Here is an 11,864-nt window from a genome sequence, read left to right as displayed (position 1 = left end):
ATAAAGACAAGCTATCCCTACGGAAGAGGTTGTTCAAGGCTGCTCTGAATATAGACTATCTCAAAAAGCTGCTAAAGATTTGATGCGGTTGCCCTGAGCTACGAGGCATATTTGGCAACTTATGGGATAAACCATTATCTTTGCGGTCAGAAAAAGGGTATCTAACCCATCGGTTAGGTCTTACATATACTCTTGCCCCTGTAGTTCAACGGATAGAACAAGAATTTCCTAAATTTTAGATAGCAGTTCGATTCTGCTCGGGGGTACTCAAAGGGGCGCTAGTCGTCCCTTTTTTGCGCTTGCACAATAACACAAACCACTGATTATCAGGAAATACAAAGAAAAAGCCACTCATCAAGGGCAATCTACAAGCATCAATTTCGGACAGCTAAAGACAGCTAGTAAAGCCAAAATTCGGGCTACACAACCACACATTATAGAATCGAGTGTTTTTATGTAGCTTTGTATCAACTAATGCAACAACTATGGTAAAAATAGATTTCAGACTAAACACGAATAGAAGTATAATCGGAAAAACAAAAAGTGTCAGAAAATCCAAAACAAAAACTGCAAACAGTGAAATACAAAAAGTGTCAAATCCACCCTAAAACAACACTCAAGCGGTAAACACCAAAAGAAAAGCTTAAGAAGAAATAAATCCTCCTAGACTCTAATGATTAATCAGCTATTAACTACATAATAGTAGGTTGTCTTGGTCGGCAACTTGTACTTATCCACAACACGACGCACCTCTGCAAGACGTGCATTGTAGATATCCAATGGAACCCCGACTAAAAAACCAGTAACCATAGAGGCATCGACCCAGCTGTATACTATAGGAACTGCAACATCCGACTCGGCACTAGCCACATCTACCGACCATGAATCCTCTGCATAGGCATATAGCAGAGCTCCCGACTCCTTTGGCATATCCGAGATGATATACCTAATACCTCGTGATGATGGACAAATGCCTCTAGGGCAGCTCGCAGATAGCACACTTGACCATTATGAGACTATTGCTCAATGCGCCGCTCAAAGTTTCTTGTATCTTTCTCGATGTTTTTGCGTGTTTAAGCGGCTTTGGGAGCCTTGAATACTATCCCCCTATCCCCATCCCTGAGGGAAATTTCCCTCAGGGATGGGGATTTTACGGTTATTTGACACCTTCAAGNCCCCATCCCTGAGGGAAATTTCCCTCAGGGATGGGGATTTTACGGTTATTTGACACCTTCAAGCACAAGCAGCCAAATAAGCACAAAATGCCCGACCTTGTGAGCAATGAGCCACAAGGTCGGGGTAAAGGGGGGAGGATACCCAAGTTGAAAAACACAGCCTCAAGCAGCAAAAACACGACTCGAAGGAACTGAGGCGACGAAGGACCCATTGTGCAATGGTCTCTTTAAGGTTAATCATCATGCGCAGCCTCCTTAGTTTTTCGGCACAATGCCTTGCCCCTGCCACACCTCAATCCAATATATTCCCCCTCTCGAGCGTTTGGATATTACTGTAGTGACCGCAAAAACAGATTATCTTTGACTCAAAATAGTATTAGGTATGGTTACGAAAAAAGTAGTGGCATATGCGCTATTCGCTTGCGCCCTGTCCCTAGGCAGCGGGTGCGCTCCAAGCCAGAAACAGACCTCTGCGTCGGCAGAAGAAACACAAAATATGCAAAAAACTAGCATCGACGGAGAGTGGACACTCGTCAAGCTGAGAGATCGGCCCCTAGCCAAGGGGACACACCCTGCTGACCTGCATATTAATAGGAGCGAAATGTCCATTCATGGCTCAGGTGGCTGCAACAAGTACTTCGGCAAGATAGAGAATCTTACTGAGGATCAGATCCTCTTTGGCCGTATCGGCGCCACCCGTATGGCTTGCATGGACGAACACGTGGAGGACGAGTACCTACTGATGCTCGACCTCGTGAGAGCCTACAAACTCAGTGGTGAGCAGCTGGCCCTAATGGACGATAGAGGCCATACCCTAGCGGTAATGGCTCGCAAGATTGAGGACAAGAGTGCTCCCAACCCACGCATCTACGATATGTGGTCGGCCACGCACATAGAGGGCGAGGAGATACAAGCCGAGGGACGCCCTACTCTGGAGATCAACCTCTCGGAGATGCGTGTCGGGGGCAACAACGGCTGCAACCACTATATGGGCGAGATCAAAGAAATCACTGGCAAGAAACTCATACTTGGCACTCTGGCAGGTACGATGATGCTCTGCCCAGATATGACTCTAGCCAATGCCTACGATAAGGCGATAGACAGAGTGCGCAGCTATCAAATAGAGGGGCTGACCCTTAGGCTATATGATGAGGGGCATACCGAGGTCTTGCGCTACAAGAAAGCCGAGAACCCATAAGGAGGGTATCAGGCACGAACGTTTTTAGAATCAATGAATAGAACCGAAATATCATCACTCGGGGAGTTTGGGCTAATCCGCAAGCTCACCGATACAATCAAACTAAGCAACCCCAGTAGCCTAGTAGGCGCCGGCGATGATGCTGCTCAAATACTCTACACAACGGGTAATAGGACTCTAGTATCTACCGATCTACTGCTAGAAGGTATTCACTTTGACCTGACCTATACGCCACTGCGCCACTTAGGCTACAAAGCCGTAGTGACAAGTATCGCAGATATCTATGCGATGAACGGCGTGCCTAGGCAGATCCTCGTAGGGCTAGGGATCTCCTCCCGCTTCGCTGTCGAGGATCTGCAGGAGCTCTATGCTGGCATGCAGCTAGCATGCCAGAGCTATGGCGTAGACCTCGTTGGCGGAGACACCTCTGCAAGCCTCACGGGTCTTACCATCAGCATGACCGCACTAGGGGAAGTTTCGCCCGAGTCGGTAACGACACGCTCTGGAGCCAAGCCAACAGACCTCATCTGCTGCACGGGCGATCTCGGCTCAGCCTACATGGGGCTACAGCTACTCGAGCGAGAGAAGCGTGTCTTCGCTGGCGAAAAGGAGGGCTTCGACCCCGATTTCGCAGGACATGAATACATTCTAGAGCGACAGCTCAAGCCCGAGCTTCACCTACAGCCCCTACAAGCCCTTCAAGCGCGAGGCATTCGCCCCACTAGTATGATCGACATCTCTGATGGGCTCTCTAGCGAGCTACTCCACCTATGCAGGAAGAGCCAAGTGGGCGTGCGCATCTACGAGGAGCGCCTACCCATAGACTACGAGACGGCACGTATGGCAGAGGAGATGAACCTCAACGTAGTGACGGTAGCCCTCAGTGGAGGAGAGGACTATGAATTTCTCTTTACCATTCCGCTCGGGCTAATGGATCAAGCCAAGGAGATTGAGGGAATTCGCTTCATTGGCCACGTTACGGAGGCAAGCCTAGGGGCAAGCCTGATCACGAGAGATGGCTCGGAGATTGCCCTGCGTGCCCAAGGCTGGGTCGAGCAGCAGTAGAGCATACGCCTCTGAGAGCTGTACAAACCTCGGCAACCGAGAAAGCGACGATTGCCTACCGTATATATTATAGGCCTATAATTTAAGCGAACTGGAGGAAGCGTTCGTTAGCTTCACGAGGCTAGAACGTGGTGATTTGTAATACTTTTTAGCCTCAGGATAGATTAACCGACCAAAATTTGGTTGTAGTAAGGAAAAACTGTATTTTTGAACCCGAATGTAGGGTACTGTATTCAGTAAATACCGGAGAGGATAACCCTACATCCTTTAGTAATACACCCGGTAAGCCCGGACACTTTAATTATTATAGGTGTGTCAATTAAGATGTGCATGTACTAGAGTTTTGACATCGCTTCTAAGTCGGAATCTTGCTAAGTGGCTCGGCGGAGCTAGAGCTTGGCAGGTTCTCTCAGCTTAATATTTAACAAACAGAAATAATAGAATAATAATTAAACAACTAACTCAAAAACAAAACACGATGAAAAAGTTTTTTGCATCAATTGCGTGTGTTGCTATGTTGTCTGTTGGCTTCAGCACTTCAGCCCTAGCAGAAGAACCAGTTGCACCAGAAGTAGCGACTGAAAGTGTGGACACTACGGCTGTGGCAGCAGATGTAGCACCAGCTGCAGAGATGCCCGCAGAGACTCCTGCCGATGTACCTGCAGAGGCCGAGAACGTTTCTTTCCATCAGGCCCTAAAGACTAAGTTCATCGAAGGGGGTGCAGACTTCATGGCTCTTGTAGCTATCGCCCTAGTACTAGGTCTTGCTATCTGCCTAGAGCGTATCATCTACCTCAACTTGGCCAACACTAACCCAGAGAAGATGCTCAAGGATATCGAGGCTGCTCTTGAGAAGAACGACATCGAGGGTGCTAAGGCTATCGCTCGCAACACTCGTGGTCCTATCGCATCTATCGCTTATCAGGCTCTTATGCGTGCAGATCAAGGTATCGACGTAGTAGAGAAGGCTGTAATCTCTTACGGAGGTGTACAGGGTGGTCTTCTTGAAAAAAACCTATCTTGGATCACTCTCTTCATCGCCATGGCTCCATCTCTCGGGTTCTTGGGTACTGTGATCGGTATGGTGCTTGCTTTCGACAACATCGAGAAGGTCGGTGACATCAGCCCAACAGTAGTAGCAGGTGGTATGAAGGTGGCTCTGATCACGACGATTGGTGGTCTTGTAGTAGCCCTAATCCTACAGGTATTCTACAACTATATCCTATCTCTCGTAGAAGGCATCCTAAACCGCATGGAAGATGCTTCTATCACGATGCTTGACCTGATCATCAAGCGCAACGTAAAGTTCGGTAAGTAATCTACAAATCATATTAGATAAGAAAATGGCTGTTACTGGAATCAGAAAGGTATCCAGCTATACACTGCTTATCCTCGGCGCCGTCAGCGTGGCCGTGTTCCTAGCGTTCTTCTTCGGAGGTAGCGAAATGAACGACAAGGGTAACGTAGTGTATAACTTCACGGATCTCCTTCTTTACTGGACGTACGCACTCTTTGGCGTGACTGTCCTTGCGACCCTATTCTTCGCATTCAAAGGATTTGTAGGTTCATTCGCCCGCAACCCCAAGTCTGCCGTGATGTCTGTTTCAGGCCTTGTGGCTTTCATCGCAATCCTAGGCATCTCTTATGCTATCGGTAGCGGAGAGCCTATCGCAGGAATGAACGCAGACGCTCAGAAGTTCAACACTCCGGGCTGGCTCAAACTAACAGACATGTGGCTATATTCTACGTATACCCTCTTCACTCTGTCTGTATTGGCTGCTCTATGGGGCGCAATCAACAAGGCTCTGCTCAATCGTTAATCGGAGGTAATCGAAAACGAATAAAAAACAGAAAGCATTATGGCTAAGAAAAAAAGAAAGACTCCAGGCATCAACGGATCGTCGTCGGCCGATATCGCTTTTATGTTGCTTATCTTCTTCTTGATTACTACTTCAATGGATACCGATAAGGGGCTAAAGCGTCGCTTGCCGCCACTAGCACCTAAGCAGCAGAAAGACCAACCCGTAGAGATCCGAGATCGCAACATCATGCGTCTGCTTGTAAACCGTGCGGACGAGATCGTGATCTCCAAGCAGAATCAGGTAATTCCTGTTTCGCTCGACAAGCTCAAAGACGTAGCTGTAGAGTTCATTTTGAACCCCAACGATGATCCCAACCTGCCAGAGAAGGAAGTGAGAGATATTCCCGGCCTTGGCATGCAGCGTGTGGTGATCCCCGGTTATGCGATCTCGCTCAAGAGTGAGATCGAAACCAGCTACCAGATGTTTGTGAGCGTGCAGAATGAGCTAATCAGAGCATACAACGAGGCGTGGGATACCTACGCAAAGCAGAAGTTCGGCAAGGGTTTCAACGACCTGACTGTATCGCAGCAGAAGTCGGTGACCGAAGCCTACCCAATGCACATCTCGGAAATGCCATTGTCTAACCTCGAAAAGAAGAAATAGAGTAATGGGAAAGTTCAGTAAATCAGGCGGGCGCGAAATGCCCGAGTTGAATACCTCATCATTGCCTGACTTGGTATTTGCCTTCCTATTCTTCATCATGATGGTTACGTCGATGCGTGAAGTATCACCGAAGATTAGCTATAGCAACCTACCACAGGCTACCGAGCTGACTAAACTAGAGGAGAAGTCGCTCGTGACCTTCATCTACATTGGTAAACCAACAGAGGCCTATCGCCATATGTATGGTACCAACTCTGCTATCCAGCTCAACGACCAAGTGACGCAGAATGCGTCTGCCGTCTACAGCTATGTGAAGCAGGCCGAGAGCAAGATCCGCGACGAGCGTAAGAAACTCATGCAGATCTCTATCAAGGCAGATAAGGACACGAAGATGAACATCATCTCAGAAGTTAAGGAAGAGCTGCGTCGTGCCGATGCGCTCAACGTAAGCTACTCTGCTCGTCAAGGCAAGAAGTAAAGACTTCGTAGCTTAAACTTTTAATTAAAACTCCCACCCAAAGGCTAACCCCTTTGGTGGGAGTTTTTTTTATGCATCTGCCTAAAATCTACAACTATGCGGAGAACTTAACAGAAGTAGCCTTTGTTTAGACTAAAGTGGGTAGACCAAACTCGGCAAAGAAGCCTCTATCTATGATGATATACTACACGTCGCCCCACCCAGACTCAATGTATAGTACAGTAAAAAGAAACTTAGACCGTCTAACTTTCAGCAGTCTTCCGATAGACTTGTGCCTGCAGCCGATCATGCTGCTCCTGCTATTGGTATGCTCCGCCCTATGGGCTACGCTTATCTTCGCAGGGCTTATCGCGGGCTGCGTGTATCGCCTCCGACAAGATGGGGCGATATCGGTCCACAAGGCTTCGATGACATATCTGTCGGTGCACTCGGTTCTGTTCTATGCGCTGAGCCTACTTTTTCCCTCGCCCACTGCTCTACATCTACAAGGCCTCTGGCTCGTGCTATTCTTCGTTCTATGCCAGTACGATCGCTTCATCGGTCGCTACGGACGCTACCGCCGAGAGTACGAAGACGAACGCTGCTGTACACAGCTACGTGGGGAAGTTCTCAAGCAGGAGTACCTACGTTTCGAACATATCCTCCTGTATTTTTCTCTGGCGACCATAGCACTCATCATCGTGGCCCTATCACTCGACCTGCCTGCTCTCGTACTGACGTTACTGGCCTGCGTCGTCGCCATAGGCTCAATCGGCACACTATCACTAGAGCTAGTACATCTAGCTTGGGTCAAAGCGAGGCTAGACAACGACTTCTGGATCCCCGTTATGGACGATCGGCAACAGACGATCGGACGTGTTTCATCGACAGCCCCACACTCTACGCTCGGTCGTTTGCCTCTGGTACGGCTAATCGCCTTCACCGAGGGCATGATCTACCTAGAGCAGGCGAGTACTTGCCAGCATGAGCCGTGCTACGACACGCCTTTCGACACTTGGCTCCAAGAAGGCCAGAGCCCCTACGAGGCTGCTCAACAGATGATTGACCAGCGTTTCTGCGGCGTGAAGCGAGCTAAACCTCGCCAGCTGCTACACTACCACACCGAGGCCAAGGGCGGACAGCCCCTCTCGGTCTACTTTTTCGCAGCCGAGCTCGATGCCCCCGACCTACTACTGATCGACTGCAAGCCCATTGAGGGCAAATGGTGGCCTCTAGCACAGGTTCAGCCCCAGCTTGCACAAAAAGATTTTAGCCATTACCTTCGCCTAGAGCTCCCCTATCTAGAGCAGACAGTGCTACTTGCGCACCAGCTCAGAGCAAGGCTACGAGAGAGCTAAAATCAACTAGATCCATCAATATGACCAACGAACCAACACTGTACCTCATACCCGTGCCACTGGCCGAGGTAGAGCATCGGACTTGCCTACCAGAGTACAACCGAGAGGTTGTCGGTAGCCTCAAACACTTCGTCGTAGAGAACATTCGCTCTGCTCGCAGATTTCTCAAAGCCGTAGACCGCTCTATCGACATCAACTCCCTAACCTTTTTTGAGCTAAATAAGCATACCTCCCCAGAAGATGTAGCCGCCTTCCTCGCTCCGATGCGCTCGGGCGAGAGTTTGGGCGTGATCAGCGAGGCTGGCTGCCCTGCGGTAGCCGACCCGGGGAGCGATGTAGTAGCTCTAGCTCAGCGTGAGGGCTATCGAGTAGAACCTCTTGTAGGCCCCTCCTCTATCCTACTGGCTCTGATGGGGTCGGGCTTCAATGGCCAGCGGTTTGCCTTCCTTGGCTACCTGCCCATAGACGATGCAGCACGAGCACAGGCAATTCGAGATCTAGAGCACCGACTACTCGCCACGGGCGAAACACAGATTTTCATCGAAACACCCTATCGCAACGAGAAGCTCGTCGAGGAGCTCGTCCGCCTGTGCAAACCCAGCACACGCCTCTGTATCGCCAGCGAAGTAACCTCGGCCAATGCACTTATCCAGACACGAGCCCTCTCCCAATGGCGTGGGCACATACCCGCCATACACAAGAAACCAACGATTTTCGTCCTCGGGCGCTAGGCTGCCCCATTCGCAGGGCTAAGCCCACAGCAGAGATGACCGTATAGATCTCTGCTGTGGGCTTCTTTGTTTCTTGAATGTAGCGATAAGTGTAACTTTGTCACGTTACCTCGATGTTACATCTCAATACATCACCAAACGAATGAATAAAACTCTGTGTCTACTCAGCCTACTCAGCTGCCTCGCTCTGCCAGCTTGTAGCGCCTGCAATGCCGGGGAGCAGCCAACGCCACCCAACAATAATCCTAATCCACAGACGCCCAAGCCAGAGCCTCCTACGGCCCCAACGACTAATCTGGCGGACTACTTCAAGACCACTCTCGACACTGAGGATATCCCTTATCCAGACCAGTCGCTCTACAAGCAGAGCTTCGGCATAGACGAGCTACAAGCTAAGCGGGACAAGATATGGGGAGCATGGAGAGAGGCCAACGCCGAGCGCATCAAGAAGCACCTGCTATTCGCTCCCTACCAAGCCGAGCACGACATCATCTGGTCGCTCACCGAGGGCGAGCGCATGAAGCTACGCCTCTTCGCCAAGGGGCAGAAGCCTCAAGAGGGCTATGCCATGTTCATCAACCTACATGGCGGAGGTAAAGCAGAGGTGCCAAATGAATGGGGCTCGACCATGAATGATGATCAGTGGAAAACAGCTATCGCTCTAGGCAAAGCCTACAACGACACTGGCTCTATCTACCTAGTGCCTCGTATGGCAGACGACCGCAAGGGACGTTGGTATCTAGCACCACAGCGCATCGCCTTCCGCCGTGCCTGCCAGCTTGCTATGCTAGGGGAGGACGTCGATCCTCTACGTATCTACATGACTGGGATCTCCGAGGGAGGCTATGGTAGCCACAGACTAGCCATATTCATGCCCGACTTCTTCGCTGCTATTGGCCCGATGGCAGGGGCAGAGCCTCTCAAGGGCGAGCGTAACCTGCGCAATGTAGCCTTCCATCTCTCGGTTGGGGAGCTAGACCACGGCTTCGGACGCAGCAAGTATGCTCAAGAATGGAAGCAGAAGCTAGCCGAACTCAAGACTCAGAACCCCGACGACTTCGTCCACGAGGTACAGATACGACCTCGCATGGGGCACTCAATAGACTACTTCCGCACGACCCCTTGGCTAGCGAAGCACAAACGTCGCATCTACCCAGAGCGTATCAGCTACCTCTACTACAATATGACGGCCGACTATCCCACACCTAGCTACAGCCCCGGTGTCTACTATCTCGACTTCCGTAAGCTCTCGCACAATGGCTCTAGCCTACTATTCGAGATCAGCAAGCAGGGCAATACCTACGATGTGGCGACCATGGGTACAGATGAAAAGGTAATGGGCGAGCTGGGGATCTACATCGACCAAGTGGATTTCTCCAAGCCTATTATGGTACGCCTCAACGGCAAGGAAGTGTACAACCAAACCGTAGCACTCTCGGAGGCCTACCTAGCCGAGTCTACCGCTCTATGGGGCGACCCTAAGCGCCTCTTCGCTGCCAAGGTGACGATCAAGATCAAGTAGGGCGAGCCTGCTCTAAACACCTTAAAGGGGCTGTGTCAAAATTCTTTTTTGGCACAGCCCCTTTAAGATATTTCAGAATGGGTAAAACTCAAGTCGTTAATAATGAGAATAAAAGGAGCATACTGGAGTATGTGGCTGAAGCCGACGACGAAGTCCGTACAGAGCAAATATCGCAAGCAACACAGCAGTTTGTGCATTATGATACACCGCTTTTTCATACCATAGCATACCTCAACCAGCTAACTAATCGGAGGCCGCCCATAGAAGAGCCAGAGGACTGGGCGAGCAATTTGGCACTTCGTTTGTCTACTTTTTAGTTAAGGAGTATTAAAGGGTTAATGAATAATTTCAAATAACAAGTCGAAGGTTTGTAAAGCACCGTAGAGTGGCTGAAGGGAATTGGTGGGAAGATTATTTCGGACTGATGGGCTAATCTGCCGAGGTGTGTCCACCAATCGACAAAGATTGGTGGGAAGAAACGCTCCCCAATACAACACACTGATGTAAAACGAACCACAAAACCCACATAGACATCTGTATGACAGTTCCTTACAAAAGCCTCATTTAAGCGACTATCTCCTCTCGGGTGGAGCCAAGTGCCCAAACGAGGCAGGTCGCCATACAGAGCTCTCTAGGGGGCAAATATGCAGTCTACTACCTCTAGCCCTAGCGGAATAGGAACTTCCCTACGAAATTTTGCGAAGTGGTCTAAAATATAAATCTTGGTACGAAAGTTGTAGATATATGTTAAGCCAGTACCCATGAAGTATGCCATGGCAAAAATGCTTTGCTAATGAGCAAGATTAATCTAGCTTTGTGGTAAGTTCGGGGTGTGTACATACTCGTGGCGCACCCTCGGCTCTGTGATTATCAAAATATAAAATAAACAATTATAGACACTTAAATGAATCTATATAGTGCATTCGGGAGGTTTAGCTCGCTAACTCTGTGTACACTCGCTCTATCTCTTGGCTGTAAGCCAACCTCCAAACCAGCGGGTGCTCCCCCATCTGATACGACAGAATTGGTTTTATACTCCAATCTTGTCGATCGAGCTAGTCAAGACGACTTAACCATAGCCATGCAAGCCTCAGGTATCCCGGAGCGTAACATCGAGTCGCTCTGGGAGAATGTCAATCAGTTCAACAGTATTATCCAAGCCGAGGGGCTAGTCCCTAGTGGCTTCGTGAAGCTAGACAGCATACTGCCTCGCTACGACGAGCTGACCATTCAGGGGCTGTGGGACAAGCATTACCCTAACTTCTTTGGCTACAACTGTCGCATCACCTCATTCGATCTGCTCAAAGATATGATCCGAGTAGAGCGACACACGACAGAGCGCCAACCTACGCTCATGTTCGACGAAGAGAGCCTAGACAGCTGTGGCAAGGAACTTTTTGACCCCGAGCAGAGAAAAACCTTCCGCACACTTTTCTCTGCCATTCCCACCCCATACGAGCCAAATATACAGACGCATCTGAAGAACATACAGAACCACTGGCAGCAGCAGGGTGTGCAGTTCATACACAAAAATGACTCCACCAAAGCCTCTCTCATCTCGGTAGTGATGCACTCGGCGATTGAACCGTCCGAGAGCTTCCTCTTCGTCGGCCATGCAGGTGTGCTATTCCCATACCAAGGGAAACTGATGTTTGTGGAGAAGCTCACCTTCCAAGCGCCCTACCAAGCGACTCTATTCAACAACCGACAAGAGCTGAGCGACTACCTGATGCGCATGTACGACGTCGAGTGGGAGCAATCTACGGCTGTCCCCTTCTTGATGGAGAATGACGAGCTGCTCAAAGGCTACAGACCAAACCCCAAGAAGCACCTAGTGGGCTCCAGCGAATAGCTAACAGGGCAGAACAGCCAGCCTATTATCCAGCGAAGCAG

At 49.8% G+C, this 11,864-nt stretch carries 12 protein-coding genes and 1 tRNA gene; 12 read left to right on the top strand and 1 reads right to left on the bottom strand.

Annotation, left to right across the window (positions count from 1 at the left end):
• Positions 1–194 precede the first annotated feature (194 nt).
• Positions 195–266 (top strand) — tRNA-Arg (locus HQ41_RS03810).
• Positions 267–681: 415 nt separating this feature from the next.
• On the opposite strand, the gene HQ41_RS03805 is transcribed toward HQ41_RS03810, so the two are convergent.
• Positions 682–930: a hypothetical protein gene (locus tag HQ41_RS03805; protein WP_044188138.1), complete on the bottom strand. Its 249-nt coding sequence runs from the start codon at positions 928–930 to the stop codon at positions 682–684.
• A 741-nt stretch (positions 931–1,671) separates the two neighbouring features.
• On the opposite strand from HQ41_RS03805, the gene HQ41_RS09280 reads away from it, so the two are divergent.
• The 11 genes from HQ41_RS09280 to HQ41_RS03750 all read left to right on the top strand — a co-directional run bounded on the left by HQ41_RS09280 (position 1,672) and on the right by HQ41_RS03750 (position 11,823).
• Complete coding sequence (locus HQ41_RS09280) at positions 1,672–2,373, top strand: META domain-containing protein (protein WP_052405268.1); 702 nt, start codon at positions 1,672–1,674, stop codon at positions 2,371–2,373.
• A gap of 33 nt (positions 2,374–2,406) precedes the next feature.
• Positions 2,407–3,438 carry a thiamine-phosphate kinase gene (thiL, locus tag HQ41_RS03795; RefSeq protein ID WP_044188135.1) on the top strand — a complete coding sequence of 344 codons (1,032 nt, stop codon included), beginning with the start codon at positions 2,407–2,409 and terminating at the stop codon, positions 3,436–3,438.
• A 478-nt stretch (positions 3,439–3,916) separates the two neighbouring features.
• Positions 3,917–4,756 (top strand): MotA/TolQ/ExbB proton channel family protein, encoded by an 840-nt coding sequence (locus HQ41_RS03790; RefSeq protein WP_369794217.1) that lies wholly within the window; start codon positions 3,917–3,919, stop codon positions 4,754–4,756.
• A gap of 25 nt (positions 4,757–4,781) precedes the next feature.
• Positions 4,782–5,258, top strand: coding sequence for a hypothetical protein (locus tag HQ41_RS03785; protein ID WP_044188133.1), 477 nt, complete (start codon positions 4,782–4,784; stop codon positions 5,256–5,258).
• A 39-nt stretch (positions 5,259–5,297) separates the two neighbouring features.
• Complete coding sequence (locus HQ41_RS03780; RefSeq protein WP_044188129.1) at positions 5,298–5,903, top strand: biopolymer transporter ExbD; 606 nt, start codon at positions 5,298–5,300, stop codon at positions 5,901–5,903.
• A gap of 4 nt (positions 5,904–5,907) precedes the next feature.
• Positions 5,908–6,381, top strand: a complete 474-nt coding sequence (locus HQ41_RS03775) for a biopolymer transporter ExbD (RefSeq protein ID WP_044188126.1) — start codon at positions 5,908–5,910, stop codon at positions 6,379–6,381.
• A gap of 173 nt (positions 6,382–6,554) precedes the next feature.
• Entirely contained in the window at positions 6,555–7,718 is a 1,164-nt protein-coding gene (locus HQ41_RS03770) for a hypothetical protein (RefSeq protein ID WP_152567330.1), read from the top strand.
• Between the two features lie 20 nt (positions 7,719–7,738).
• Positions 7,739–8,449: an SAM-dependent methyltransferase gene (locus HQ41_RS03765; protein WP_044188124.1), complete on the top strand. Its 711-nt coding sequence runs from the start codon at positions 7,739–7,741 to the stop codon at positions 8,447–8,449.
• A 142-nt stretch (positions 8,450–8,591) separates the two neighbouring features.
• Positions 8,592–9,971, top strand: coding sequence for a hypothetical protein (locus HQ41_RS03760; RefSeq protein ID WP_052405266.1), 1,380 nt, complete (start codon positions 8,592–8,594; stop codon positions 9,969–9,971).
• Between the two features lie 77 nt (positions 9,972–10,048).
• Entirely contained in the window at positions 10,049–10,288 is a 240-nt protein-coding gene (locus HQ41_RS03755; protein ID WP_044188122.1) for a hypothetical protein, read from the top strand.
• Between the two features lie 587 nt (positions 10,289–10,875).
• Positions 10,876–11,823 (top strand): DUF4300 family protein, encoded by a 948-nt coding sequence (locus HQ41_RS03750; protein WP_044188119.1) that lies wholly within the window; start codon positions 10,876–10,878, stop codon positions 11,821–11,823.
• Positions 11,824–11,864: the final 41 nt, after the last annotated feature.

Source organism: Porphyromonas sp. COT-290 OH860, assembly GCF_000768935.1.
GTDB lineage: Bacteria > Bacteroidota > Bacteroidia > Bacteroidales > Porphyromonadaceae > Porphyromonas.
Note: the sequence above shows the minus strand (reverse complement) of the source record. Positions and strands in the feature narration are given on the sequence as shown.

What these genes read in the sequence shown, in the direction of transcription:
- HQ41_RS03760 (WP_052405266.1), top strand. Translation starts at nt 8,592, where the DNA reads ATGAATAAAACTCTGTGTCTACTCAGCCTACTCAGCTGCCTCGCTCTG.
- HQ41_RS03750 (WP_044188119.1), top strand. Translation starts at nt 10,876, where the DNA reads ATGAATCTATATAGTGCATTCGGGAGGTTTAGCTCGCTAACTCTGTGT.
- HQ41_RS03780 (WP_044188129.1), top strand. Translation starts at nt 5,298, where the DNA reads ATGGCTAAGAAAAAAAGAAAGACTCCAGGCATCAACGGATCGTCGTCG.
- HQ41_RS03770 (WP_152567330.1), top strand. Translation starts at nt 6,555, where the DNA reads ATGATGATATACTACACGTCGCCCCACCCAGACTCAATGTATAGTACA.
- thiL (WP_044188135.1), top strand. Translation starts at nt 2,407, where the DNA reads ATGAATAGAACCGAAATATCATCACTCGGGGAGTTTGGGCTAATCCGC.
- HQ41_RS03755 (WP_044188122.1), top strand. Translation starts at nt 10,049, where the DNA reads ATGGGTAAAACTCAAGTCGTTAATAATGAGAATAAAAGGAGCATACTG.
- HQ41_RS03790 (WP_369794217.1), top strand. Translation starts at nt 3,917, where the DNA reads ATGAAAAAGTTTTTTGCATCAATTGCGTGTGTTGCTATGTTGTCTGTT.
- HQ41_RS03785 (WP_044188133.1), top strand. Translation starts at nt 4,782, where the DNA reads ATGGCTGTTACTGGAATCAGAAAGGTATCCAGCTATACACTGCTTATC.
- HQ41_RS09280 (WP_052405268.1), top strand. Translation starts at nt 1,672, where the DNA reads ATGCAAAAAACTAGCATCGACGGAGAGTGGACACTCGTCAAGCTGAGA.
- HQ41_RS03765 (WP_044188124.1), top strand. Translation starts at nt 7,739, where the DNA reads ATGACCAACGAACCAACACTGTACCTCATACCCGTGCCACTGGCCGAG.
- HQ41_RS03805 (WP_044188138.1), bottom strand. Translation starts at nt 930, where the DNA reads ATGCCAAAGGAGTCGGGAGCTCTGCTATATGCCTATGCAGAGGATTCA.
- HQ41_RS03775 (WP_044188126.1), top strand. Translation starts at nt 5,908, where the DNA reads ATGGGAAAGTTCAGTAAATCAGGCGGGCGCGAAATGCCCGAGTTGAAT.